Raw genomic sequence first — 26,195 nt, forward strand, 5'->3', positions numbered from 1 at the left:
AGCCCCCCGACCCTGGCTGGATGCTCTGCATGCAAAATTCCGAAGTCATGTCCGGCGCTCCGGCCGGCTTCCCGCGAGTGGTCTCGGGCAGGATGGCCGCCGGCCTCGCGACGCCACTCGAAGGCATCATAGCCACACGGCTGCGTAGCTACAACGGGGGATACGCCGATAGTTGCGACTCTGCTATCAAGGTCGTTTGATGATTTCGTGACCGTCACTTCGTTGACGTGGCGGCGCGGAATTCCTACCTCGACAGAAATAACCATGGGCGTCACGCGTTGGACCCTAGCCTGTTCCGATATATCTGGCGGCATTCCCGCGGCGAGCAGATCTTTCTGCTGCTGGTGATTCTGGCCTCGTTGCCGCTCTATTGGGTGTCACTGGAAGTCCCCAAGCATATCGTCAACGACGCCATACAGGGCGGCGCCTTCAAGCATGGCAACGCAACCGCCCGCTTGTTCGAATGGTCGATCTCGCTGCCCTCGTTCCTGGGCGGTTACACCTGGAAGATCTTCGACGGCGTCGACCTGTCGCGCGTGCCCTATCTCTTCGCGCTGAGCTTCTGGTTCCTGGCGCTGGTGCTGATCAACGGCGCCTTCAAATATGTCATCAACATCCGCAAGGGCATCCTCGGCGAGCGCATGCTGCGGCGGCTGCGCTTCGACCTGTTCTCCATCCTGATGCGCTTCCGGCCCGAGGATATCGCACCGCTCAAGCCGGCCGAGGTCGCCGGCATGATCAAGGACGAGGTCGACCCGATAGGCGGCTTCATCGGCGACGCGTTCATCCAGCCCGCCTTCCTGATCACCCAGGCCGGCACCGCCCTGCTCTTCATCATGGTGCAGAGTCCGGGCATGGGCTTCGCCGCCCTCGTGGTGGTGCTGGCGCAGGCCATCATCATCCCTGTCCTCCGCCGCGAGCAGATTAGGCTCGGCCGCATGCGCCAGCTCGCCTCGCGCCAGCTTGCGGGACGCATCGGCGAGGCGATCGAGACGGCCCCGGCCGTGCATACCTTCGGGGCCACGCGCTACATCGAGGCGGATATCGGGGACCGGCTCGGCGGGCTCTACAAGATCCGCGCGGACCTGTTCAAACGCAAATTCGCGGTCAAGTTCCTCAACAACCTGCTGGCCCAGCTCACGCCCTTCATCTTCTACGCCGTGGGCGGCTATCTCGCCTTGCGGGGCACCGTCGACATCGGCCAGCTCGTTGCGGTGATCGCCGCCTACCGCGACCTGCCGCCCCCCATCAAGGACCTGATCGACTGGGACCAGCAGCGCCAGGACGTGCAGGTGAAATACGAGCAGGTCTCGGCGCAGTTCTCGCCCGACCGGCTGCTGCCCGCTTTCGATCCCACCGAAAAGAGGGAGCTGCCGCCCGCCGATGCCCCGATCTGCCTCACCTCCGTGAGCGTGCAGGATGCGCGCGGCGTGCCGCTGCTCGATCGCCTTTCGCTGCAGCTGGACCGGCCGAGCCATGTCGCCCTCACCGGCGCCGTTGGCACGGGCCGCGACATCCTCGCCCGCATCATCGGGCGCCAGTATCTGGCCTACCAGGGCAGCGTGAAGATCGGCGATGTCGAGATCACCGCCCTTTCGGACATCGAACTCAGCCAGATTCTCAGCTTTGTCGGACCGGACAGCCATCTGTCGCCAGGTTCGATCCGCGACAATATCCTGTTCGCGGCCAAGCGCCGCCAGCCCTCGCTCGGCGACATCTCGGCTCTGGTATCCGACGACGAGCAGTATCGCAGCTTTCTGGAATCGAGGCGCTCCGGCAACCCCCTGGTATCGGCCGCGGCCGACTGGATCGACTACCGCGCCTTGGGCGTGGAGGGCCCGGACCAGGTCTACGACGCCATACGCGCCGCCCTCGACGTTGCCGGTGCCCTTCCCGACATCAACCGGTTCGGCGTGCGCGGGCGCTTCGACGAAAGCCACAGCGAGGAGTTCCTCCAGCCCTTCGTGCATGCCCGCCAGCGGGTGCGCGAACGCCTGGCCGAAAAGGGCATGTCGCACCTCGTCGATTCGTTCGATCCGGAGCGCTACAACGCAGGCGCCTCCGTGGGCGAGAACCTTCTGTTCGGCGTGCCCAAGGGCAAGAGGCTGCGCATGGACACCCTCCAGCGCGACATCTTCGTGCGTTCCATCCTGGAGGCCGAGGCACTGATGGAGCCGCTGATCGACCTCGGCCTCCATATCGCCGAGATGGCGGTGGAGACCTTCGCCGGCCTGCCGCCGGAGCATCCGGTCTTCGAGCGGTACTCCGCCATCCGTCCCGAAGACCTGCCGCGTTTCCAGGAGATCGTGGATTCCGTCCACGCCCGAGGCACCACCCGCGCCCTCTCCGCTTCGGCCCGCACACGCCTCCTCGGCGCCGGGCTCGCCTATATCGAGCCGCGCCATCGCCTGGGCCTCGTGGACGACGCCTTCAGCCGACGCGTGCTGCGGGCACGGCAGAGCTTCCGCGACCACCTGCCCTCGCATTATGTCGACGAGATCGAATTCTACGATCCCGACCGCTACATGCGCGCCGCCCCGGTGGGCGACAACATCCTGTTCGGCCGCATCTCATACGGCATCGCCAACGCGCCCGAGCGCGTCTACGCCCTGGCTCGCAGCGTGGTGGAGGAGCTTAACCTCGACAGGCCCATCTTCGCGCTCGGCCTGGAATTTGAGGTCGGCAAGGGGGGCTGGCAGTTGCAACCGGTGCAGCGGGCCCGCATCGCCATCGCACGCGCCCTGATCGCCCATCCCCAGGTCCTGGTGATGGAGAACGCTTTCCTCGCCTTCACGCCGGCCGAGGCGGAGACGCTGCTCGCCAGCATCAGGTCTGCCATGAAGGATCGGACGGTGATCGCGACACTCACCGATTCGGAGGAAGCCGCCGGTTTTGACCGCATAATCGAGTTCGAAGGCTCAAGAATCGTAAGCCGGGACGTTGTAGAGCTTGCGCAGAGCGCCTAGATAATGCTTGGATCGAATCTAGATTTCGCCTTGTTTGCTCAACATCTGGTTGTTGAGCGGGGAGAGTGGCCTTGGATCTGGATCTGGAAGTCAAGACCATCAAGAATTCGCCGATCTTCACGGGCATCGACCCGTGCAAGATGCGACTGCTGGCGTGCATGAGCGAGCAGCTCGCCTTCGAGAAGGGTGATTACCTCTTCCATTGCGGCGAGGTTCCCGACGCTGCCTACGTCATCCTCAAGGGTGAGGTGGAATTCCTCGCCCGTACGGATGAAGGCATGACCATCATCGGCCAGGACGGGCCCGGCGCCATGATCGGCGAGGTGGCCGTACTCTGCGACGCCAAGCGTTTCACCTCGGCACGGGCGCTGACTCCGCTGTCCGTGATGCGCATCAACAAGGACTGCCTTCTGCGCATGATCCAGGACAGCCCGCAATTCTCGCTGTCGATCGCCAAGGAACTGGCCCGCCGCGTCATGCAGGTCGCCACCCACGAGGGCATCCACGCCCATTGAGGCGATTCGCGCGAATGCTTGCGATGATATGAAGCGAGCGGGCCTGGCTTCAGCGAGGTGGTTTCATGCGCGTGCCAGACCGTATGCACCTCGCGGGACTGCCGATCGCCTTGATATGTGCTGCAGCGTCCATGGAGCCGGCGTCGGCCGGCGATGCGGCGCCGGCTTTCTCCCGCACCGGCTTCGACGCCGAATTTTATGGAGAGCCGCTGGGCTACCCCGTCGCCATGCCCATCGAGCAGCAGCAGAACATGGTCGGTGGCTTCAGCCACTATGATCGATTGTTTCCAACCCGCCCCGTCGCGGCGGCGGTCGAACCTTCGCCCCTGAAGCGCGCCGATACCGCTTTTTCGGCCAGTTTCACCTATTGGGGTGTCACCTACTCGATCGACGACTACCTCAGGCGCAACCCAGCCACCGGGCTGCTGATCGCGCGGGACGACACGATCCTTTTCGAGCGCTACCAATATGGCCGCACCGACCGGGACAGGCTGACGTCCATGTCGATCGTGAAGACCATGGTCGGGATGCTTGTCGGCATCGCCATTTCGGAAGGCGCGATCCGGTCCGTCGACGATTCGGCCGCCACCTATGTACTGGAGCTGGCGGGAACCGAGCTCGGCCGTACGCCCCTGCGTGCCCTGCTGCACATGGCCAGCGGCATCGCCGTCACGCAAGACTACAACCCCGACGGCCCGCTGACCCGCCACAACCGGTCGCTGGTATCGGGGGACACGCCCGATATCCTCGCCGCCCTCGCGCAGTTCCGCGCCCGAAGCGCACCGCCGGATACGCAGTGGCGCTATGCGAACGTCAATGCCGAAGTGCTCGGGCTTGTGCTTGCGCGGGCCACCCATATGCCTCTCACACGCTATCTGGAAACGCGCGTCTGGCAGCCCATGGGGGCCGAGGCCCCTGCCAGCTGGCGAATCGACGCTTCGGGACAGGAAATCGCCTCCTGCTGCTTCAATGCGATCCTGCGCGACTATGCGCGCTTTGCCTTGCTGCTCGCGCATGACGGTGCGTGGAACGGCAGGCAGATCATTCCCCGCCAGTGGATCCTGGACGCGACGCGTCCCGTCGAACCCGGCTCCTTCCTGGCACTCGACAAGAGCAGCCATCCCAGCGGCTACGGCTACCTGGTGTGGCTGCGGCCCGGCCCGCGCCGGACCTTCGTGTTGAACGGCATCTTCGGCCAGCGCATCTTCGTCGATCCGCAAACACGATTGGTGATGGTCCATATGGCCGTCCGCCGCCAGCCGGTTGACGATCCGCGAGAGGATACGCTCGTGGCCCTCTGGGAAAGCGTGCTGGCATCGGCTGCGAAACCATAGGAACGCATGAATCCACGCTTTCCCGAGACAGCCATGCCCATCGCCCTCGAACGCCTTCGTGCCGACACGCCCGGCATCGCCAATCGCATCCATCTCAACAATGCCGGCGCGGCCCTGATGCCGAGGCCGGTGATCGAGGCGATGAAGGACTATCTGACACGGGAGGGCGATATCGGCGGCTACGAGGCGGCGGGAGAGGCAGCGGCACGGCTCGACGGCGTCTATGACAGTGTCGCGCGCCTGATCAACGCCCGGCGCGACGAGATCGCGCTGATGGAGAATGCCACCATAGCGTGGCAGATGGCCTTTTATGCCCTGTCCTTTCAGCCCGGCGACAGGATCCTCACGACCCGCGCCGAATACGGCGCGAACTATGTCGGCTTCCTGCAGGTCGCCCGGCGCACCGGCGCAACGATCGAGGTCATCCCCGACGATGCGCAGGGCAGGCTCGATCCCGTGGCGCTGGAAGGGATGATCGACGGAAAGGTCCGGCTGATCGCCATCAGCTGGATCCCGACCAATGGCGGACTCGTCAACCCTGCCGCCGAGGTCGGGGCGATTGCGCGCCGGCACGGCATTCCCTACCTCCTGGATGCCTGCCAGGCCCTCGGCCAGATGCCCGTGGACGTCGAGGCCGTCGGCTGCGACATGCTCTCCGCCACGGGACGCAAGTTCCTGCGCGGGCCGCGGGGCACGGGTTTCCTCTATGTGCGGCGATCGGTGCTGGTCACGCTCGAACCGCCGATGATCGATCATTTCGGTGCGACCTGGGTCGCCAGGGACCGGTACGAATTGCGGGACGACGCCCGCCGCTTCGAGACCTGGGAAAACAACTACGCCGCCCGGCTCGGCCTCGGCGTCGCCGTGGACTACGCGCTCGACATCGGCCTGGACGCGATCGCCGCGCGGTGTGCTATCCTTTCGAGGAGGCTGCGTGACGGGCTCGCCGCCATCCCGGGCGTGGAGATCCGGGATCTCGGTCCGGGTCCGTCCGCCATCGTCTCGTTCACGGTCGAAGGGCGGCAGGCGGAAGAGATCAAGCGCAGAGCCGCGGAGAAAAGCATCAACATCAGCACCTCCCAGCCCTCCAGCACCCTGCTCGATGCCCTGGCCCGTGGTCTTCCGACGCTGGTGCGCGCATCCCCTCACTATTACAACAACGAGGACGAAATCGACGCGCTCGTCGAACTGATCGGGACGATGCGAGGATGAGCGGCGGGCCTTTCGAATCATGCCGCCGCCGGAAGCAACCATTGACGCAGAAACACGCCATGGTGCATCTCGCTCTTGCGCCGTATTTCTCCTATTTTATTGAGCCTCTTGCAGCCGGGTTTCGATTCCCGGCAATACCCCTGTCGAGTTTGACTGAATGAGCGACACCGATACCGCACCGGGGCGGATTGCATTGCGTTTGCCGCGGGAACGCGAGCTGCGGCTTTGGGCCGGTGTCGTGCTGTTCGTCTTCGTGGTGACCCACCTCCTCAACCATGCGTTCGGCGTCTTCGGCGTCGGCGTGATGGAAGCCGTGCAGAACTGGCGCATCTGGATCTGGCAATCGACCATCGGCACCGGCCTGCTCTACGGCGCACTCGTCGTGCATGCCGCCCTTGCGCTGAAGCGCCTGACGACCCGCCGCATCTCGCGCATGCCCCTCGAGGACCTGGTACAGATCGCTCTCGGTCTCGCCATCCCCTATTTCCTGATCGGCCATGTGCTGGGTACGCGCGTCACGGCCACCTACGGCTACAGCGAAAGCTACACGGAGGTGCTTGCCCGCATCTGGCGGGGCGATCAGTTCAAGCAGATCCTGCTGCTGCTCTGCGCCTGGACGCATGGCTGCATCGGCATCGGCCAGATGCTGCGCGGGCGAAAATTCTATGCCCGCTGGCGCGACCTGCTCATCCTGACGACGGGCATGCTGCCCACCCTGGCGCTGGCCGGCTTCTTCGCCGCAGGCCGGGAAATCGCCGCACAGGGCTACACACCCGAGGCGCTCAAGGTGAACGACACCGTCGAGCTGATGATGCTGGGCCAGAGGCTTCTGCTCGGATTTGCCGGTCTTCTCGCCCTGGTGGCCCTCGTCATGTTCGTGCGCGTGCTGCTGCGGCTGCGTTCGGGCTCGATCACCATCCGCTATATCGGCCACGGCACCTTCAAGATTCCGCGGGGCACTACAGTGCTCGAGGCAAGCAGGGCCAATGGCATCCCCCATCCGGCCCAGTGCGGCGGCCGCGGTCGCTGCTCGACCTGTCGGGTTGCAGTGACCTCCGACCCTGCCGCCCTGCCCCCGCCCAATCCGGCCGAGCGCGGCATGCTGGAGCGCATCTCGGCGCCCGGCAACGTCCGTTTGGCCTGCCAGCTCAGGCCGGACAACGACCTGTCGGTGCAGATCCTGCTGCCCATCGTGCCGACGGGCATGCGGGGACGCAGCGGCGACGATCTCTACCGCTGGGGCGCCGAGCGCGAGATCACGGCGCTGTTTGTCGACATTCGTGCGTTCAACGCGATGACCCGGCTGCAGATTCCCTACGACATCGTTCTGCTGATGAACCGCTTCGTGCAGGAAATGACACAGGCCGCCGAAGCCCATGGCGGGCGTGTCGACGCCTTCGCCGCCGACGGCCTGATCGCCATCTTTGGTCTCGACGACGAGACGGGCCGCGGCGCCTACAATGCCATCCGCGCGGCGCAGGACATGCTCAAGAGCGTCGACGGCCTCAACAAGGAATTCGGCGCCGCGCTGTCGATCCCGCTGCGGGTGGGCATCGGCATCCATTCGGGCCCGGCCATCATCGCTCGCATCGGCGACACCGAACGCGGCATGCGCCTGGTGGCGCTGGGCGAGACCGTCACCATCGCCGGCCGCCTGGAGGCCGCGACCAAGGACTATCTCACCGACTGCCTGATCTCCGAGGAGGCGGTGCAGCGCTCCGGCCTCAGCCTGCCTCGCCAGAACGGCAAGAACCTGCACATCGTGGGCCGCGACAAGCCGATCGCGCTCTATATGCTCGAAGAGGCGGCGGTGCCGGCGGAATAGGCCACGCACGACCTCTCAGAGGGCGAGGCGCATCACATGCCGGCGCGTGCCCGCTCGCGCCGTGGCTTCGAAGCCACGGCTCCAGAACAGCTCCACGAAGCCCATGAAACGGTAGCTCGGCGAGTCGGGATCGACCGGATAGCCTTCGAGGACGCGCGCTCCCTGCATCCTCGCAATCTTCACGGCCTCATCCAGCATCCGGCTCGAAAGACCGCTCTTGCGATGATCGCGGCGCACGAAGAAGCAAACCACCGACCAGACGTTCTCTTCATCGCTTTGACCGTCGGACAGTTTGACGAAGGTCTCGCGCGGCGCCAGCGAGCACCAAGCCACGGGCTCGCCTTCGACGTAACCCAGGAGTCCGATCGGCACCCCGTCCCGCACGCGCTGCTGCAACGCTCCCTTCCTGCCCTCATTGTCGGCGGAAGCTCGCCTCTCCATGGGCCGCCATGCCATGCACCAGCAATATTTCGGCCCTCCCTTGCCGTCGAACAGACGTTCGAGATCGGTCCAGTTCGTCGAGGTGACCGGTCTTGCCGCAAAGTCCAAGCCCGTCATCTCTCAGCTTTCCAATAGGAGGGCGTCATATGAGCGAAACATGCCCGCGCCGGTTTGTACAGCGCTCACCCGAAAGTGACGTGCGCCTGTCGCCCTCGTCCGAAAACTGCGCTACACAGGTTGCAAGCCTCCGGCCTTGACCCGGTGAGCGATCAGGAGAAGACCGTGCTTGATTTGACTGCGATCGGAACGAAGTCCGCTGCCCCCAAGCTCTTGCACCGCATGCGCGACAAGGTGACGGACCAGATCCAGAAATCGCCGCTGGCCCGCAAGGCGTTCACCTACGCCGCCAGCCATATTCCGCTCAGCTATTTCAAGAAGCTGCCGACCATCATCGTCATCGACGTCACCAACAGCTGCAACCTGCGTTGCCCGGTCTGCCCGGTGACCTTCGCCATGACGCGCCCGCGCGGGCTGATGAAGATGGAGATCTTCCGGCAGATCGTCGACGATTTCGTCGACGAGAAGGAAAAGCCGGCGATGTATTTCAACTTTTCCGGCGAGCCGACCATGAACAAGGCGCTTCCGGAGATGATCGCCTACGCCAGTGAGCGCGGGCACGACACCTTCGTCTCGACCAATGCCACCAAGCTTTCCTCCGAGCTGATCGAGAAGATGCTCAAGGCCGGGCTCGGCCGCATCAATCTCTGTATCGACGGCTTCGACGCGGAGGCGCAGGAGTCCTACCGCGTCGGCTCGAAATTCGAGCAGGTGAAGGCCAATATCGAGAATTTCCTGGCCATCAAGCAGCGTCTCGGTGCCACCAAGACCGTAACCGTGCTGCAGACGCTGCTGACCTCCTATTCGGAAAAGCAGATCGACGCCATGGTGGAATGGGCCGACAACATCGGCTTCGACCAGGTACGCTTCAAGACCTTCAGCCTCGGTTCCTATACCGACGAGGACCAGCAGACGAAGTACGGTCACCTGGTGCCGAGGAATCACGACCTCCAGCGCCATCAGAGCGAGAAGATCAGCCTGCTCTGCGACGTGCCGCTCTACCAGACCGTGGTGTTCTGGGAAGGGGACCTCGGCCTGTGCTGCATCGACTACGACCGCATGATCAAGCTGCCCAACGTCGACAAGGTGGGCTTCAAGAAGGCCTATCTTTCCGACGAAGCGGCCAAGGCGCGCCGTCATGGCTATACCAAGCAGTTCGATATCTGCCAGAGCTGCTCCTATTCCAACGCCGACAACATGGGCTTCAAGATCAAGCTCGACAAGCTGCGCCGCCGGAAGGCCACCGAGAGCCAGAAGGTAGCCGCGTGAGCACTGCGGTTCGTTCGATCGCTATCGGCGACATCCACTTCAATGTCGCAGACGACAAGGAGAGCTTCTGGGACAAGGCGGGCGCCGGTTCCTGGGAGCCGGAGACGCTCGCGAGCGTACGAGCCTTGGTCGATCCGCATACGCTCCTCATCGATATCGGGGGCTGGATCGGGCCGATCACCCTTCTGGCCGCCTCGCTCGGGGCCAGGGTGCTGGCCTTCGAGCCCGACCCGCGCGCTTTCGAACTGCTCGGCGCGAACGTCGCGGCCAATCCGTCCCTGGCGCCTCGCATCGAGCTGCACAATGCCGCGGCCTCGCCCGTGGCCGGCCGCGTACGCCTCGGCTCGCCCAGGAAGCCTGGAGACAGCATGGGGAGCATCCTGGCTGCCGAGAACGGCGCCGCGCTCTGGGACGCCGCCGCTGTCCTGCCAGCCGAGATCGCGTCCATGGCCGAGGGGGCTCGCCGGATCGTGCTCAAGATGGACGTCGAGGGTGCCGAATACACGCTGCTGCCGCACATGGCGCCGCTGCTCGGTCCGCGAACGGAGGCGGCCCTGATCGCTTTCCACCCGCGCCTGCTGGCGAAGGCCGGCCGGACGGCCGATGAGATCGCCGTGTCGACGGCCGCCGCCGCACTCCCGCTCCGCGCCTACAGCCCGCGCAGCCTGGACACACAGGAGCCTCCCGTCTCGCTCACGAGCAATTCCACCGTTCTGTTCACGCGAAAGTAGCGGCAGGCCCGCAACGCCATTGACCCGCCCGCGGCACTGTGTCGTCAATTGAATGCTGCCTCGATGCAAAAGAAGGCAGGGTTGCGTGGAGACACTGCGTTGAGACTGCCGGGTTGGTCATATTGGGTTCTGATGGTTTTCGCTCTGGCGGCGTGGCCCGCTCTTGCGCAGAGCACGACGCCGCCCCCAACTCCATCGCCTGCACCCGCCATGTCGCAGCAGCAGATGGACCAGATGGTCGATGCCATCAGCCAGGCCGTGATGAAGAAGATGCAGGAGCAGGGCAAGCAGCCCGGCCAGCCTGCCGCAGGTGATGCGGGCCCCGGCATGCAGATGGCGGGCACCGAACAGACGCAGATGTTCATGCATATCGGCGAGCTCGTGACCGGCTTGCCCGCCCTGGCCGCCGAGTTCCGGCATTTCCGCGAGCGCCTCGATGCCCCGGCGAACAATGGCCGCGAGGTGGGGACCTACTTCATGCTGCTTCTTGGGGCGATCGCCATCGCCCTGGCGGCCGAATGGCTGGTGCGGGCGTTGCTCACACCGTTGCGCCGGCGCGCCGCCACACAGATGCAAGGGCTGCATGGCGTGCGGGGCCTCGTCCTCCTGGCGCTGATGGAGCTCCCGCCGCTTCTGGCCCTCTGGCTGGTCGGGAATGCCAGCGAGGCCGTCCGCTTCATGGGCGAAACGCCGCAGACGCGATTCTCGGTGGCCCTTCTCAAACTGATCATGCTCTGGCGCGTGGTCCAGGCGCTCTTCCGCTTCACACTGCAGCCCCGCCTGCCGCAGGCACGCCTGCCGGATCTCGGCGACAGCGATGCCATCAGGATCTACTGGGGCGCGGCGCTGGCGCTCATCCTGCTGCTCAGCAACAATGCGCTGGCGGGAATCCTGCGAGCCCTGGAATCGCCGCCCCTGGCGCTGAGCACCGGCCAGCTCTATGGCGCCGTCAGCATGGCCGCCGGCATGATTTCCATCTGCGTCTGGCTGAACGGCCCGATCAGCCGCTGGTTCATCGGCGTCACCAACCCGGCCAATGCCAGCCCGATCAAGCGGAGCCTGGCCCGGCACTGGCTGATCGCCGCGGTTCTCATGTTCGCGCTGTTCGCGACCGCCGACATCTACGGCGCCGTGGCCGGGCAGTCGCGCGTCTCCAACGCCCTGATGCTCACCCTGGCGATCCTGGTGGGCCTCCTGCTGATCGAATCGCTGGTGCATCGCCTGCGCATCCTCCTCCAGCACAAATCCGCTGACGGCGTGCATCTGGTCCATCCACGCGGGGCCGAGGCGCTGGCGCGCTGCGCGCGCTTCGGCGTCATGATCATGGCCATCGCCGCGCTGGGGCGCTCATGGGCCGTCGACGTCAGCGGCGTAATGGCGGGCGATGACTTCAACCGCGTCGCCAGCAATCTCTTCGCAGCCGGAATCACGGCCTTCGGCGCCTATTGCGCCTGGGAGTTGGTGCGCTACCTCACCGATCGCTACTCCTTCACCCAGGCGACCGCGGCCGGCCCTCAGGGCGTCAACGCCGCCGATGACGACGCCCCGATCCAGACCGCCTCTCGCATCGCGACACTGATGCCGGTTCTGCGCATAGGCCTCGCCATCGGCATCATCGTGCTGGCGTTGCTGACGATTCTCTCCCAGCTCGGCGTCAACGTGACGCCGCTGATCGCCGGGGCCTCCATCTTCGGCCTCGCCATTTCCTTCGGTTCGCAGACCCTGGTGAAGGACGTCGTCTCAGGCGTCTTCTTCCTTGTCGACGATGCCTTCCGCGTCGGCGAATATATCGACGTCGGCAAGGCCAAGGGCACGGTGGAAGGGTTCACCCTGCGATCCCTGAGGCTGCGCCACCAGAACGGGCCGGTGCATACCATCCCCTACGGCCAGCTCGGACAGGTGACCAACTACAGCCGAGACTGGTCCACCATCAAGTTCACGTTGCGCTTCGCCACCGGAACGGACCTGGAGAAACTGCGCAAGGCCGTCAAGAAGATCGGCCAGGACATGCTGGAAGATCCCGAGATGAAGGACGAGTTCCTCGCCCCGCTCAAGATGCAGGGCGTCTCCGACATCGTGGACAATGCCATCGTGGTGCGTTTCAAGTTCACCGTGAAGCCGAGTAAGCCGACTTTCATCCAGCGCGAAGCTCTCAAACGCCTCGTGCGGATCCTGCCGGAGCAGGGCATCGAGTTCGCCAGCGGCGCGGTATCGGTGCGCACGATCAGCGGTCAGATGATACCGGACGTGGTGGCAGGCGCAGCGATCTCGTCGGCACAGGCCGCCACCCAGGTGCTGCCGGTCAGCTGAACAAACTCCTTCCGTCGGGTGCCGTCTGGGTGTAGCAGGCAGGGGAAGCCAGAGCTTCGGCCCGACGGATGGACGCCATGACTTTCCTGCCCGATCTCCACACCCTGCTGATCTATTCGGCTGCCTGCGTGCTGCTCTTCATCACGCCAGGCCCGGACATGAGCCTGTGGCTGGCCAAGACGATTTCCGGCGGCAGGCGCGGCGGTACGGCGGCCATGCTAGGCACTCAGGTCGGCTGCGTGCTGCACACCCTCTTTGCAGCCGTCGGGCTCTCCGCGGTGCTGGCTGCCAGCGCCGCCGCCTTCACGATGCTGAAGATCGTCGGCGCGCTCTACCTGCTGTGGCTCGCCTTCAGCGCCGTCCGGTCGGGCTCGGCGCTGAACGTAAAGGGCGATGGCAAGCCTGTCGCGGGCTTCTGGCCGACCTTCACGATGGGGCTCGGCATCAACCTTACCAACCCCAAGGTCGTGCTGTTCTTCCTGACCTTCCTGCCTCAGTTCGTCGACGCCGGCGACCCGCACGCCTCCCAGAAACTTTTCTTCCTGGGACTCTATTTCATTGCCATCAATGTGCCACTTGCGTTCATTTTGATCCTTGGGGCGGAACGGGTGGTATCCTGGCTCAAGGCTCGCCCGCGTTTCCTGCGAGGCATCGACTACACCTTTGCCGGGGTGTTCGGCGTATTCGCATTCAAGATCCTGACCACCCAGGCTCGCTAGGCCTTCGTTTCGTTTGTGGGAGCGGTTTATTTGCTGTCTTTTTTGCGCCGGGCCCTTCTTGGCCTGGCATTCGCCGCCTCGATCATGGGTTTCGCCGCTCCGGCGCGGGCTGCCTGCGAGAATCTGTCGGAGCAGGGGCGCGGCTATATCGTGTGCCGCTTCGATCTCAGCAACGATGCCCTGGCTCTCTACTGGCGCGGTGCCGACGGAACGCCGCTCGGCAGCCCCAGCCGACTTGCCGAGGAACTCGGCGCGCAGGGCAAGAAGCTGATCTTCGCCATGAATGCGGGCATGTATGACAAGGCGCTCGGCCCGGTCGGCCTCTACATCGAGAACGGCCGCCTGCTGCACAACGCGAACACCCGCAACGGCTTCGGCAATTTTCATCTCAAGCCGAACGGCGTGTTCTATTTCGGCGACGGCAAGGCCGGAGTGATGGAGACGAGCCGCTTCCTCAAAGCGCGGATCAATGCCCGCTTCGCCACCCAGTCCGGCCCGATGCTGGTGATCGACGGCCAGATCCATCCCAAGATCCAGCCCGACGGCCCCTCGGAGAAGATGCGCAACGGGGTGGGCGTGCGTGACGGCAAGATCGTCATCTTCGCGATTTCCACGGAGCCGGTGAGCTTCCACGACTTCGCCCAGCTCTTTCGTGACCGGCTCGGAACCCAGAACGCCCTCTTCCTCGACGGCTCGATCTCCACGCTCTATGCCCCGCCCATGCCCGGCATCGGCGGGTGGAACAGCCTCGGCCCGATGGTCGGCGTGACAGAGGGGCCGTGAAGCTGGTAGTTTTTACACTCTTTTCGCGCGGTTCTTTTTTGACTAAATGAGCGTCAAAATTACGTCATACGCAGGAAATGCCAATGGCTCCCCGCACGCTCTACGACAAGATCTGGGACGACCACGTCGTCGAAACCGCTCCCGATGGGACGAGCCTGCTCTATATCGACCGCCATCTCGTGCATGAGGTGACGAGCCCGCAGGCCTTCGAGGGCCTGCGCGTCTCCGGCCGCAAGGTGCATTCGCCCCAGCGCACGCTGGCCGTCGTCGACCACAACGTGCCGACCTCCGACCGGACCAAGGGCATCGACGATCCCGAAAGCGCGATGCAGGTCGAGACGCTGGCCCAGAATGCCAGGGATTTCGGCGTCGAGTACTACTCCGAACTCGACAAGCGCCAGGGCATCGTCCACATCGTCGGCCCCGAGCAGGGCTTCACCCTGCCCGGCACGACCATCGTGTGCGGCGACAGCCACACCTCGACCCATGGCGCCTTCGGCGCGCTGGCCCACGGCATCGGCACCTCCGAGGTCGAGCATGTCCTCGCCACGCAGACGCTGATCCAGAAGAAGGCCAAGAACATGCGCGTCACCGTCGACGGCAAGTTGCCGGACGGCGTGACCGCCAAGGACATCATCCTGGCCATCATCGGCGAGATCGGCACGGCCGGCGGCACCGGCCATGTGCTGGAATATGCCGGCGAGGCCATTCGCGCCCTCTCGATGGAAGGCCGCATGACGGTCTGCAACATGTCGATCGAGGGCGGTGCCCGCGCCGGCCTGATCGCGCCGGACGAGAAGACCTATGCCTATCTGAAGGATCGCCCGAAATCGCCGAAGGGCGAGGCCTGGGATCGCGCCGTCGCCTATTGGAGCACGCTCTACACCGAGGAGGGCGCGCATTTCGACCGTGAGATCAGGCTCGACGCCGCCTCGCTGCCGCCGATCGTCACCTGGGGCACCAGCCCGGAGGACGTCGTCTCCATCGCCGGCAAGGTGCCGCATCCCGATGACGCGCCGAACGAGCACAAGAAGGCCGCCATCGCCCGCGCTCTCGCCTATATGGGCTTGAACGGCGGCGAACGCATCCAGGACATCGCGCTCGATCGCGTCTTCATCGGCTCCTGCACCAATGGCCGCATCGAGGATCTGCGCGCGGTCGCCAAGATCGTCGAGGGCCGTACGGTGAACGGCGCCGTCAACGCCATGATCGTGCCGGGCTCGGGTCTCGTGAAGATGCAGGCCGAGGCCGAAGGCCTCGACAAGATCTTCCGTGCGGCCGGCTTCGACTGGCGCGAGCCGGGCTGCTCGATGTGCCTGGCGATGAATGCCGACAAGCTCAGGCCAGGCGAGCGCTGCGCCTCGACCTCGAACCGCAATTTCGAGGGCCGCCAAGGCTACAAGGGTCGCACCCATCTCGTCTCGCCGCAAATGGCGGCGGCGGCGGCCATCGCCGGCCATTTCGTCGACATCCGCGAATGGGAGAAGGCGCTGGCCCACGCCTGAGGCGGCGGACAAGCTTTAACCCTATCCGGAACTGGCGCATTGCTTCCGTGCACGGGCAATGACAGGTTCAGACGAATGAGCCTCGATCCAGCAGGCCCGGATCCTTACCCTTGCCCCTCTCCGCGATCGGGAGAGGGGTCCGCGCTCGCAGGGCAAAGAATGCTCGCCCCCTTGCCCAGCCCTGCCGATGCCCGCCGCCTGCCGACCTTCTCGCCGGGCATGACGATCGGCCTGTTCGGCGGCAGCTTCAATCCGCCGCATGAGGGCCATCGCCATGCGAGCCTCGTGGCGTTGACGCGGCTCGGCCTCGACCAGGTCTGGTGGCTGGTCACGCCGGGCAATCCCCTGAAGGACAATCAGGCGCTGCCTTCGCTCGAGATGCGGGTGGCCGCGGCCCGGTCGCTTGCCGATCATCCCCGCATAGCCGTCACCGGCATCGAGGCGGCCATCCACACCCGCTACACCTACGACACCATCGCATGGCTGCAGCGACGCTGCCCGGGCGTGACCTTCGTATGGATCATGGGTGCGGACAACCTCGCCGGCTTCCATCGCTGGCAGCATTGGCGCGGCATCGCCTCGCGTGTCGCCATAGCCGTGGTCGCAAGACCGGGCGCCACCACCAAGGGGCCCCTGGCCAAGGCCGCGCGCGTGCTGTCCCGCTTCCGCCTGCAGGAGTACGAGGCCCGGAACCTCAAATACCGCCAGCCGCCGGCCTGGGTGTTCCTGCATGCGCCGCTCGACAGCAATTCCTCCACCGCCCTGAGAGCGCGGGGCCACGGCCTACCACTTGGTAAAAATTAACCACGGTTTAACCATGTTCCGGCACCTTCAAGCCATCGACGTCATTGAATCGACGCGATGACTTGCTAATATTGTGGAGCGAATGGAATTCGCGGAGGTCCGCGAATCAATGAGCAAGAGGGTGTGCCCCTGACCACGTTGGTGAGACGCGAAGCGGACGTTATACCGCTTCATCCCGTGAGCCGAGCGATCCGCCCGGACGTTGACGCCACGGTTCGCCTGATCCTCGAGAGCCTGGACGACATGAAGGCCGAGGAGATTGTGGAAATCGATCTGCGCGGCAAGAGTGCTATCGCTGACGTCATGATCATCGCAACGGGCCGCGTTGCGAGGCATGTCGGCGCGATCGCCGATCGCCTGCTGAAGGATCTCAAGAACAATGGACATGGCAGCCCCCGCGTCGAGGGCATCCCGGTCTGCGACTGGGTGCTGATCGATGCGGGCGATGTGATCGTGCATCTGTTCCGTCCTGAGGTCCGCGCCTTCTACAATCTCGAGAAGATGTGGTCGTCGGGTCGTCCGAACGAACTTCGCCCGAGCTGAAAGCCATATGCGCCTCATGATCTGTGCCGTCGGCCGGCTCAAGGCTGGCCCGGAACGTGATCTCGTGGCCCGCTATGCCGAGCGACTGAACGCAAGCGCCCGCAGCCTGGCGCTCGGCCCCCTTGATATCGTAGAAATCGATGAAAGCCGCGCCCGCCGCGCCGAGGACCGCAAGGCCGAGGAGGCCGACAAGCTTCTCGCCGCTGCGGCCAGCGCCGTGATCGTCGCGCTCGACGAGAACGGCGCCTCGCCGGGCAGCGAGGCCTTCGCCGCCAGGATGGCCGGCTGGCGCGACGGCGGTACAGCCTCCCTCGCCTTCCTGATCGGAGGCGCCGACGGACACGGCGACGCGATAAGATCGCGTGCGACCATGACACTTTCCTTCGGCAAGATGACCTGGCCTCACCAGATCGTGCGGATCCTGCTCGCAGAACAGCTCTACCGGGCAACGACCATCATAGCCGGGCATCCCTACCACCGGGCGTGACGCTTCCAGACGGAATCATCCAATCCGGCGGCCGGAGACGGCCACGGCACGCTCCGGCTCCCTGTTGCTCAGGCGTGCGCAGCGAGGATGCCGCGAACATAGGCTTGGCTGAGACCAAGCACGTCGCCGATGCGCCGCAGGAGGCCATGTTGCACCTGCAAATCGGCATCGCCGGCCCGCAACACCTCCAGCGCGGACTGGAGAAATCCCTCCTTGCCGTCGGATCCGAGACTGCGCGGCAGGTCGGCGAGACGCCCCAGCACTTCCTCCTCGGCCATGCCCCCGCGGGGCGCGCTGCCGCAATCGGCCAGGATCTCGGCGGGATCGGCCTGCTGCTGGAGGATCCGCGACATGCCGATGCCAACCGCCTCCGCCTGGGCTTCATTGGGACGGCCGAAGGCGCAGGCGACGGCGATCATCGCCGTCCGCCACTGCCGTGCGACCGCATCCCTGCGCTGTGCCTCCTGCTGCGACGGGTCGTAGCTCAGCACCGCCGTAGTATAGGCCTGGCCGCAGGCATCGCAGATGATACGCTCACCCAACGTCTGCAGCGGAAAGATTGGAATAAAATAGAGGGTAAACCAGCGCTGGGCTTTCTTGCGCTCGTATGTACGCGAAGAACGGCAATGCGGACAATTGAAAGTCCCCTTGCCGATCGTGCGTTCACGGCCCCGGTATCCGAAGATGATCATTGCGCGTTCCCCCAATTGCTTTTGCCTGCAATAGCAATGGGGGAACGGCAGTCAACGTAAAACGTCGCTTACCCTACGATCCGATCGCAGCCTTGACGAGCGCCTTGGCATCGTCGCTGGCCCATTCGGCGGGCCCCGCCATGGCACCGAGGCGGCAACCCTGCTTGTCGACGATCACGGAAGTCGGCAGCCCCTGGCCAAGGCCTTCGTTCTTCAGGCTCTGCAGGATGCTCGTCGAGGGATCGGCGTAGCGATGGAGTTTGTCGATCCCCGTATCATTCAGGAAGGCCTCGACACGGTCGGAGCCCTGCGTGTCGATATTGACGGCGACGACCTCGAAATCCTTGCCGCCCATCTCGGCCTGAAGCTGGTTGAGGGCCGGCATCTCCTTCCGGCAGGGGATGCACCAGGTCGCCCACAGGTTGAGCAGGACCGTCTTGCCCTTGAAATCGGCAAGCGTCACCTTGGCCCCGTCAGCGGTCTTGAAGCTGATCGGCGTCAACGGCTGGGGCGCCGGATTGACGTTGAAGGCCGCCACCTGGCCCTTGGCCAGCGGGTCCATCTTCGCCGCCGCCGCCGCTGCGCCCGGGCAGGACGCGCTTTCCTGATTGCCCGAGCCGCCCTTTGTCCCGTATACCGCGCCCACGCCAACCACGGCCCCAGCCAGGATGGCCGCGCCGACCAGCCAGCGCCGGTTCGATTTCTGGGGGGGCCTGGCTTCGAGATTTTCCTGCCGACTGTCTTCGTTCACTGAAAGCCTATCCAGATGAGCAATAAAATGTGGGGCGGCCGGTTCCAGTCGGGACCGGACGCGATCATGGAAGAGATCAACGCCTCGATCGACTTTGACAAGCGCCTCTGGGCCCAGGACATCCGCGGCTCTCTGGCGCATCTCGCCATGCTCGAGAAGCAGGGGATCGTCGCAGCCGCCGACGCCAAGGCCATCAGTGAGGGTCTAGAGGCCGTCCGCGGCGAAATCGAGAGCGGCTCGTTCACTTTTTCGCGTGCTCTGGAAGACATCCATATGAACGTGGAGTCTCGCCTGGCCACCATCGCGGGTCCCGCCGCCGGCCGGCTGCATACCGCGCGCTCCCGCAACGACCAGGTCGCCACCGATTTCAAGCTCTGGGTGCGCGACACCATCGACGACCTCGATGCGCAGCTGAAGGACCTGATGACGGCGCTTGCCGACAAGGCCCTCGCCTTCGCCGGCGCCGTCATGCCGGGCTTTACCCATCTGCAGTCGGCCCAGCCGGTGACGTTCGGCCACCATCTCCTCGCCTATGTCGAGATGCTCGGCCGCGACCGCGGCCGCTTCGCGGATGCCCGCAGGCGCCTCAACGAATGTCCGCTCGGAGCCGCGGCCCTGGCCGGCACCTCCTTCCCGATCGACCGCCATGCGACCGCCAGGGCGCTCGGATTCGATCGCCCCACCGCCAATTCGCTCGATTCGGTCTCCGACCGCGATTTCGTGCTGGAGGCTCTGGCCGCCGCCTCGATCACGGCGATGCACCTCTCACGTTTCGCCGAGGAAATCGTGATCTGGACGACGCCCCAATTCGCCTTCGTGGCTCTGTCGGACAAGTTCACCACCGGCTCCTCCATCATGCCTCAGAAGCGCAATCCCGACGCCGCGGAACTGGTGCGCGGCAAGGCCGGGCGCGTCATCGGTGCCCTCACCGGCCTGCTGGTGATGATGAAGGGGCTGCCGCTCGCCTATGGCAAGGACATGCAGGAGGACAAGGAGCCGGCCTTCGACGCGTTGCAGACCCTGTCGCTGTGCACGGCTGCCATGGCCGGCATGGTGAGGGACATGGCGCCCGACCTCAAGCGCATGAAGGCGGCTGCGGGTTCCGGCTACGCCACGGCCACCGATCTCGCGGACTGGCTGGTGCGCGAACTCAACCTGCCCTTCCGCGAGGCTCATCACGTCACCGGCCGCCTGGTCGGCATCGCTGCCGAGCGCAAGCTGCCGCTCGAAAAGCTCTCCCTGGCAGACATGCAGACGGTGGAGCCGCGCATCAACGAGGGTGTCTTCGGCGTGCTGGGCGTGGAGAAATCCGTGCGCAGCCGCATCTCCTATGGCGGCACGGCCCCGTCCAATGTGAAGGCGCAGGCCAGAAGGTGGCAGAAGGCGCTGAGCAAGGGGTGAGGGTTCGGGGCAAGGCCTTTCGGCGGGCGGAATCCCGAGAGGTCCGCGCCCTCTCGGGCAATGCAGCGACTCCTGCCCCGGCCTTGCCCAAACACCGACACACCAAATCGAAATTCATGCTACACAGCGTCAAACACTGGAGTTTCCTATGGTTGGTAATGCGTTCCGCATCGCTCTCGCCCTGGCGCTGGTCACGAGCTTCGGCCTGGCAGGCTGCGGCCGGAAAGGCAAACTTGAGCCGCCGCCCGAGCAGCACGTCTCGGACAAGGCCGGCCCCAACGGCAAGAAAAAGGATCCCGGCTACGTCAAGCCCGCCCGCAAGCTGCCCTTGGACTTCCTCTTGAACTGATACTCCGATGCACCATTTCACTTATCGCGACGGCGTGCTGCATGCCGAAGGCGTTGCACTGCCGGCCATAGCCGCCGAAGTAGGCACGCCGTTCTACTGCTACTCCGCTGCCACGCTGCGCCGTCACTTCAAGGTGTTCAGCCAGGCCTTCGCCGACGTCCCGTCGCTCGTCTGCTTCGCCGTGAAGGCCAATTCCAACCTGGCCGTGCTGCGCCTCCTGGCCCGGCTCGGCGCCGGCATGGACGTGGTTTCCGAAGGTGAATTGCGCCGTGCCCGTGCCGCTGGCGTGCCGGCCAGCAAGATCATGTTCTCGGGCGTCGGCAAGCTCACGCGCGAGCTCGACTATGCCCTCGACGAGGATATCCTCTGCTTCAACGTCGAGTCGGAGCCCGAGCTGGAGCTGCTGTCCCAGAGGGCCAGTGCACGAGGCCGCGTCGCGCGCGTGTCGCTGCGCATCAATCCGGACGTTGACGCCAAGACCCACAAGAAGATCTCCACCGGCAAGTCCGAGAACAAGTTCGGCATTCCCATTGCACAGGCCCGCGCGATCTATGCCCGCGCGGCAAAGCTACCGGGCATAGCGGTGACCGGCGTCGACATGCATATCGGCAGCCAGATTACGGCGCTGGAGCCCTATGATGCCTCGATCGAGCGCCTGGTCGCCCTTGTGCGGGAACTCCGCGCGGACGGCCATGTCATCGACCACATCGATTTCGGCGGCGGCCTCGGCATTCCCTACAAGGACGACAACGAACCTCCGCCGCATCCGGACGACTATGCAGCCGTGGTCAAGCGCTACAGCAGGGATCTCGGCGCCACGCTGATATTCGAGCCGGGCCGCCTGATCGCCGGCAATGCGGGCATCCTCGTCACGGAGGTGGTCTATGTGAAGGAAGGCGAGGGCAAGACCTTCGTCATCGTCGACGCCGGCATGAACGACCTGATCCGTCCCACGCTCTACGAGGCTTACCACGCGATCTGGCCCGTGAAGGAACGCCCGCTCGGCGGCGCCATGCTGACCGCGGACGTGGTCGGCCCGGTATGCGAAACCGGCGACTACCTGGCCCTCGACCGCGACATTCCCGTGGTCGGGCGTGGCGACCTCCTCGCCGTCATGTCGGCGGGCGCCTATGGTGCCGTACAGGCCGGCACCTACAATACCAGGCCCCTCATTCCCGAGGTGCTGGTTGACGGCGACAGGTTCGCGGTGATCCGGAAGCGCCCGAGCTATGAGGAACTGCTCGGCCTCGACAGCGTGCCGGATTGGGCGTGAACCGGGAGCACGGACATCTTGCCGGCTCTTGAAAAGCCGGCCTCCGCAAAGAAGGGCGCGACCGACACGGTTCGCGCCCCTTTCCTTGCAGTCTCATTTGCCGGAGCGGACAAGATGCCCGCGCCGCCGGGGATCCCGATCAGTGCCTGCGGCGTCTCCTCGCTTCGTCGCTGCCGGCCTTGGGCGGGGCGACGAGCGGGCCGATTTCCGCGATGACCTTTGCCGTGTCCGGCCGCTCGGCGCGGGTATGCCCGTCGATGGCCTTGCGCATCGCGGCGAGGTGCTCGGGCGAGGTGCCGCAGCAGCCGCCGATGATGCGCGCGCCGGCATCGATGGCGAGGCGCGCATATTCCGCCATCAGCTCCGGCGTGCCGGAATAATGGATGTGGTCGCCATGGAACTGCGGGATGCCCGCATTCGCCTTGGCAATGACGATGGTGTCCGGGTTGGACTCCGTCATCGACAGCACGGAGACGAGCAGGTCCGAGGCTCCGACGCCGCAATTGGCACCGACTGCAACCGGATTGGGATCGATGCCCTCGGCAACACCAGGCATGGCGGCGGGGGGAATGCCCATCATGGTCTTGCCGGCGGTGTCGAAACTCGCGGTGACGGTGTAGGGCATGCCGGCCTTGACCGCAGCCTTGGCGGCGGCACGCATTTCCTCGGCGGCCGACATCGTCTCGATCCAGATCACGTCGACGCCGCCTTCCTTCAGGCCCTCTATCTGTTCGAGGAAGACTTCGACGGCATCGTCCTCGGTCAGCGGACCGAGCGGCTGGAACAGGTCACCGGTCGGGCCGACGGAGCCAGCCACGATGACGGGCCGGCCGGCACCATCGGCGACGAGGCGGGCATTGCGCGCCGCCGCGGCGTTGATTTCCTTCACGCGCCCGTCGAGCTTGTGCAGGGCCAGGCGCCTTCGATTGCCACCGAAGGAGTTGGTGAGAATGATGTCGGCGCCGGCATCGACGAAGGACTGGTGCAGGGCGTGGATGCGATCGGGATGTTCCAGGTTCCACATCTCCGGCGGGTCCCCCGACATCAGGCCCATCTCGAACAGATTGGTTCCGGTGGCGCCGTCGGCGAGCAGCACGGGCTTTTGAGCCAGAAGGTCTGTGAGACGCATGGGATGTCCTTCACGGGAAGCAGAGCTTCCACATAGGCCTTTGCCGCGCCGATTCAAGCGGGAATGTTGGAAGAGAAGCCTGGGGGCGGGGGAGAGGTTTCACACCACCACCCAAAAGGCAACGCCGGGGACGAACCCCGGCGTTGCAAGATGTCTCGAACGATCCGCCCGTGCTCAGTTGGGCACGCCGGTCTTGGGATCCGGCGGGAAGTAGGCGCTCTTCTGGGTGCCGTGCAGCAGGTCGATCGCCTGCTGGAGCTGGGTATCGTCCTTCTCGTCGGCGGGGACATAGGCCGAGGAGCCGCCCTCCTCCGACTTGTCGTCGCCGGGATTGGCGAGATGGCCCTTCAGGCCCGCTTCGCCATTGGTCTGGTCCTTGCCCTTGATGTCGGAGGGCACGTTCTCCTGCACCACGATCTCCGGCTCGATGCCCTTGGCCTGGATCGAGCGGCCCGACGGCGTGTAGTAGCGCGCCGTGGTCAGGCGCAGCGCACCGTTGCCCTGCAGCGGGATGATGGTCTGCACCGAACCCTTGCCGAAGGAGCGCGTGCCCAGAATGGTGGCGCGCTTGTGATCCTGCAAGGCGCCGGCCACGATCTCCGAAGCCGAGGCCGAGCCGCCATTGACCAGCACGATCACCGGCTTGCCGCCGGTGAGGTCACCCGCGCGCGCCGTGTAGCGCTGCACATCGTCGGGGCTCCGGCCGCGGGTCGAGACGATCTCGCCCCGATCGAGGAAGGCGTCGGACACCTGGATCGCCTGGTCGAGCAATCCGCCCGGATTGTTGCGCAGGTCGATGATGTAGCCCTTGACCTTGTCCTGGCCGATATCCTTGTTGAGCTGATCCAGGCTCTTCTTCAGACCGTCGAAGGTCTGCTCGGTGAACTGGGTGATGCGGATATAGCCGATATCGTCGCCCATCTTCTTGGCGCGCACGGACTTCACCTTGATGATGTCGCGAACGACCTTGACGTCCATCGGATCGCCCTTGCCGCCGCGCAGGATCTTGAGGGTGATCGGCGTATTGACCGCGCCGCGCATCTTGTCCACGGCCTGCTGCAGCGTCATGCCCTGGACCGGGTCTCCATCGAGCGCGGTGATGACGTCACCGGCGAGGAGGCCGGCCTTGGAAGCGGGCGAATCGTCGATGGGCGAGACCACCTTGAGCACATTGTCTTCCATGGTGACTTCGATGCCGAGGCCGCCGAACTCACCCTTGGTCTGCACCTGCATGTCCTGGAAGCTCTTGGCATCCATGTAGCTCGAATGGGGGTCGAGCGAAGTAAGCATGCCGTTGATGGCCGCTTCGACCAGCTTCCCGTCGTCCGGCTGCTCGACATAGTCGGAACGCACGCGTTCGAAAACGTCGCCGAACAGGTTGAGCTGCTTGTAGGTGTCGGTCACGGCTGCGTGGGCGCCGCCCATCAGCATGGGGGCCTGGGTCACCGCAACCGTCGCGACAGCGCCAAGTGCCACACCGCAGAGTAGAATGGGAAGCTTGCGAATCATCCGCGTGCCTTCTCGCCTTGATTGGACCACCACGGTGTGGGGTCTATGGAAACACCGTCTTTCCTGAACTCGATATATAGGGCGGGCTGGCGGGTGCTTGAAGCACCATTTATCGCCGCGGTCGCTGCCTCAGCCCCCAATGCTGCCTGGGCTCCGTTGCCTGTCCCCGGACCCTGGGCCGGATCTGAACCCATGGCGGCAACGGGCTCGCCCGTCAAGACAAACTGGCCCAGTGCAACATTAATCTTATCCATGCCGGCCATGACCACATGATACCCGCCGCCGGCATTGATGATCAAGAGTTGGCCGTAGGACCGGAAATTGCCGGCGAAGACCACCCAGCCGTCGCAGGGGGCGGTGACGTTGGCACCGGGCGTGGCCGTCACCGTCATGCCCTTGTATTGCCCCCCATTGCCGTCATCCGAACCGAAGCTGCGGGCGATCGAGCCTGTGACCGGCAGGCGGAGCAGGCCCTTGGCCTGGTCGAAGGGGATCGCGGGCGTCAGGCGGCTGGGGTCCTGCAGGGCCGCGAGGGAGGGTTTGGCGCCATTGCCGGCCTGGGCTGCGGCTGCCGTCTCGGCATTGCTGGCGGCGCGCTGGGCGGACGGAACCTCGCGTTCCATGCGGGCGATCAAATCTTTGAGATTGGCGGCCTGCTGCGCCAGGGCGGTGGCATGGGCCTGCTCGGTGGCGAGCATGTCCTGCTCCTGCGCCAGAACCTTCTGGCGCTCCTCGACGAGCAACTGGGTCCGCGTCCGGTTCTCGGCAAGGTCCAGCAGAGCCTGCTTCAGCGTATCGCGCTGGGCGGTGATCTCGCCGCGCACACGCTGCAGTTCCTTGAGATCGGCGACAAGGGCCTGCGTCTCCTGCCGCATTTCCGGCAGCACGGCGCCGAGCAGCATGGCCGTACGCACGGCCTGCAGCGCATCGTCCGGGCTGACCAGCATGGCCGGCGGCGGGTTGCGGCCCATCCTCTGCAGCGAGGCCAGCACCTCGATCAGGAGGCCTCGCTTGCTCTGCAGCGAGACGCGGATATTGTCCTCGTTGCTGTCGAGCGACGCGAGGCGGGCCTCGGCGCTCAAGACCTTTTCCTCGGTATCGTGTGTCTGGTTGCCGGTATCGACGAGTTGCTGATGCAATTTGTCACGGTCGGCCCCCAGCGACTGGATCTCGCCCCGCAGCCTCGCCAACGTCTCGTCTGACAGCTTGATCTCGCCCTGGAGGCGCGCAAGATCATCGCGCCGGGCGGCTGCCTCCTTCGCGGGATCCTTTCCGGCCTGCGCTGCCGGCGCAGGCGTCGCCGATTGGGCCAGCGCAGGCAGCGAAGGCGGGCAGAACGCAGCGATCATCCCGGCCAGGATGGCCAGGCTCAGCTTCGTATGTGCGCCCGTCGCGATCATTTCAGACAAATGCAGCCCATATGGTTAACGAATTCTTCCTTCGTTAACGATTCTCCAGTCCCATCGAGGAAGGTGGCGGGCCATCCCGCCTTTTCTGGGGCAGGTCATGAAGCGCTGCTCCCGCTTGCGA

At 65.0% G+C, this 26,195-nt stretch carries 24 protein-coding genes; 18 read left to right on the forward strand and 6 right to left on the reverse strand.

The window, feature by feature from the left end:
- The first annotated feature begins 29 nt into the window (after positions 1–29).
- The 6 genes from AC6H34_RS08440 to AC6H34_RS08465 all read left to right on the forward strand — a co-directional run bounded on the left by AC6H34_RS08440 (position 30) and on the right by AC6H34_RS08465 (position 7,852).
- Positions 30–200 carry a hypothetical protein gene (locus AC6H34_RS08440; protein ID WP_448150400.1) on the forward strand — a complete coding sequence of 57 codons (171 nt, stop codon included), beginning with the start codon at positions 30–32 and terminating at the stop codon, positions 198–200.
- A gap of 78 nt (positions 201–278) precedes the next feature.
- Complete coding sequence (locus AC6H34_RS08445) at positions 279–2,966, forward strand: ABC transporter transmembrane domain-containing protein (protein WP_497538486.1); 2,688 nt, start codon at positions 279–281, stop codon at positions 2,964–2,966.
- 71 nt (positions 2,967–3,037) lie between these two features.
- Entirely contained in the window at positions 3,038–3,481 is a 444-nt protein-coding gene (locus AC6H34_RS08450; RefSeq protein ID WP_448150398.1) for a cyclic nucleotide-binding domain-containing protein, read from the forward strand.
- A gap of 65 nt (positions 3,482–3,546) precedes the next feature.
- Positions 3,547–4,815 carry a serine hydrolase domain-containing protein gene (locus AC6H34_RS08455; protein WP_497538487.1) on the forward strand — a complete coding sequence of 423 codons (1,269 nt, stop codon included), beginning with the start codon at positions 3,547–3,549 and terminating at the stop codon, positions 4,813–4,815.
- 6 nt (positions 4,816–4,821) lie between these two features.
- Entirely contained in the window at positions 4,822–6,027 is a 1,206-nt protein-coding gene (locus AC6H34_RS08460; RefSeq protein ID WP_497538488.1) for an aminotransferase class V-fold PLP-dependent enzyme, read from the forward strand.
- Between the two features lie 157 nt (positions 6,028–6,184).
- The gene (locus AC6H34_RS08465; RefSeq protein WP_448150395.1) at positions 6,185–7,852 is read left to right on the forward strand and encodes an adenylate/guanylate cyclase domain-containing protein; all 1,668 of its coding nucleotides are present in this window, start codon (positions 6,185–6,187) and stop codon (positions 7,850–7,852) included.
- Positions 7,853–7,867: 15 nt separating this feature from the next.
- Here AC6H34_RS08465 and AC6H34_RS08470 read toward each other — a convergent pair whose 3' ends face one another.
- On the reverse strand, positions 7,868–8,410 hold the full coding sequence (locus AC6H34_RS08470; RefSeq protein WP_497538489.1) for a GNAT family N-acetyltransferase: 543 nt from the start codon (positions 8,408–8,410) through the stop codon (positions 7,868–7,870).
- A 165-nt stretch (positions 8,411–8,575) separates the two neighbouring features.
- Between AC6H34_RS08470 and AC6H34_RS08475 the strand changes: the two genes are divergently transcribed.
- From AC6H34_RS08475 to rlmH, 9 genes are all read left to right on the forward strand, one after another.
- Positions 8,576–9,679, forward strand: coding sequence for a radical SAM/SPASM domain-containing protein (locus AC6H34_RS08475; RefSeq protein WP_497538490.1), 1,104 nt, complete (start codon positions 8,576–8,578; stop codon positions 9,677–9,679).
- Positions 9,676–10,410: an FkbM family methyltransferase gene (locus AC6H34_RS08480; RefSeq protein ID WP_448150392.1), complete on the forward strand. Its 735-nt coding sequence runs from the start codon at positions 9,676–9,678 to the stop codon at positions 10,408–10,410. Before AC6H34_RS08475 ends, AC6H34_RS08480 begins: the two co-directional genes overlap by 4 nt.
- A gap of 132 nt (positions 10,411–10,542) precedes the next feature.
- Complete coding sequence (locus tag AC6H34_RS08485) at positions 10,543–12,720, forward strand: mechanosensitive ion channel domain-containing protein (protein WP_497538491.1); 2,178 nt, start codon at positions 10,543–10,545, stop codon at positions 12,718–12,720.
- A 77-nt stretch (positions 12,721–12,797) separates the two neighbouring features.
- Complete coding sequence (locus tag AC6H34_RS08490; protein ID WP_448150390.1) at positions 12,798–13,439, forward strand: LysE family translocator; 642 nt, start codon at positions 12,798–12,800, stop codon at positions 13,437–13,439.
- A gap of 84 nt (positions 13,440–13,523) precedes the next feature.
- Positions 13,524–14,222 carry a phosphodiester glycosidase family protein gene (locus tag AC6H34_RS08495; RefSeq protein WP_448151389.1) on the forward strand — a complete coding sequence of 233 codons (699 nt, stop codon included), beginning with the start codon at positions 13,524–13,526 and terminating at the stop codon, positions 14,220–14,222.
- 83 nt (positions 14,223–14,305) lie between these two features.
- Entirely contained in the window at positions 14,306–15,727 is a 1,422-nt protein-coding gene (gene leuC, locus AC6H34_RS08500; RefSeq protein WP_448150389.1) for a 3-isopropylmalate dehydratase large subunit, read from the forward strand.
- A gap of 159 nt (positions 15,728–15,886) precedes the next feature.
- The gene (locus AC6H34_RS08505) at positions 15,887–16,531 is read left to right on the forward strand and encodes a nicotinate-nucleotide adenylyltransferase (protein WP_448150388.1); all 645 of its coding nucleotides are present in this window, start codon (positions 15,887–15,889) and stop codon (positions 16,529–16,531) included.
- A gap of 177 nt (positions 16,532–16,708) precedes the next feature.
- Positions 16,709–17,074 (forward strand): ribosome silencing factor, encoded by a 366-nt coding sequence (gene rsfS / locus AC6H34_RS08510; protein ID WP_448150387.1) that lies wholly within the window; start codon positions 16,709–16,711, stop codon positions 17,072–17,074.
- A 7-nt stretch (positions 17,075–17,081) separates the two neighbouring features.
- Positions 17,082–17,561, forward strand: a complete 480-nt coding sequence (gene rlmH / locus AC6H34_RS08515; RefSeq protein WP_497538492.1) for a 23S rRNA (pseudouridine(1915)-N(3))-methyltransferase RlmH — start codon at positions 17,082–17,084, stop codon at positions 17,559–17,561.
- A 68-nt stretch (positions 17,562–17,629) separates the two neighbouring features.
- Here the strand turns inward: rlmH and AC6H34_RS08520 are convergent, their stop codons facing one another.
- Together AC6H34_RS08520 and tlpA are read right to left on the reverse strand one after the other, a co-directional pair.
- Complete coding sequence (locus AC6H34_RS08520; RefSeq protein WP_497538493.1) at positions 17,630–18,253, reverse strand: zinc-ribbon domain-containing protein; 624 nt, start codon at positions 18,251–18,253, stop codon at positions 17,630–17,632.
- Between the two features lie 73 nt (positions 18,254–18,326).
- Positions 18,327–19,004, reverse strand: a complete 678-nt coding sequence (gene tlpA, locus AC6H34_RS08525; RefSeq protein ID WP_497538494.1) for a thiol:disulfide interchange protein TlpA — start codon at positions 19,002–19,004, stop codon at positions 18,327–18,329.
- 15 nt (positions 19,005–19,019) lie between these two features.
- Between tlpA and argH the strand changes: the two genes are divergently transcribed.
- The 3 genes from argH (at position 19,020) to lysA (ending at position 22,027) form a co-directional block, all read left to right on the forward strand.
- Positions 19,020–20,405 (forward strand): argininosuccinate lyase, encoded by a 1,386-nt coding sequence (argH, locus tag AC6H34_RS08530; protein ID WP_448150383.1) that lies wholly within the window; start codon positions 19,020–19,022, stop codon positions 20,403–20,405.
- A 148-nt stretch (positions 20,406–20,553) separates the two neighbouring features.
- Entirely contained in the window at positions 20,554–20,754 is a 201-nt protein-coding gene (gene lptM, locus AC6H34_RS08535; protein WP_448150382.1) for an LPS translocon maturation chaperone LptM, read from the forward strand.
- A 7-nt stretch (positions 20,755–20,761) separates the two neighbouring features.
- A complete protein-coding gene (gene lysA / locus AC6H34_RS08540) occupies positions 20,762–22,027 on the forward strand; it encodes a diaminopimelate decarboxylase (protein WP_497538495.1) in 1,266 nt (421 codons plus the stop codon).
- Positions 22,028–22,166: 139 nt separating this feature from the next.
- Here lysA and bmt read toward each other — a convergent pair whose 3' ends face one another.
- From bmt to AC6H34_RS08555, 3 genes are all read right to left on the reverse strand, one after another.
- A complete protein-coding gene (gene bmt, locus AC6H34_RS08545; RefSeq protein WP_497538496.1) occupies positions 22,167–23,156 on the reverse strand; it encodes a betaine--homocysteine S-methyltransferase in 990 nt (329 codons plus the stop codon).
- Positions 23,157–23,330: 174 nt separating this feature from the next.
- Positions 23,331–24,665: a S41 family peptidase gene (locus tag AC6H34_RS08550; RefSeq protein WP_448150379.1), complete on the reverse strand. Its 1,335-nt coding sequence runs from the start codon at positions 24,663–24,665 to the stop codon at positions 23,331–23,333.
- A complete protein-coding gene (locus tag AC6H34_RS08555) occupies positions 24,662–26,065 on the reverse strand; it encodes a murein hydrolase activator EnvC family protein (protein ID WP_497539861.1) in 1,404 nt (467 codons plus the stop codon). Before AC6H34_RS08555 ends, AC6H34_RS08550 begins: the two co-directional genes overlap by 4 nt.
- Positions 26,066–26,195: the final 130 nt, after the last annotated feature.

It is taken from the genome of Labrys sp. ALF-8, assembly GCF_059699065.1.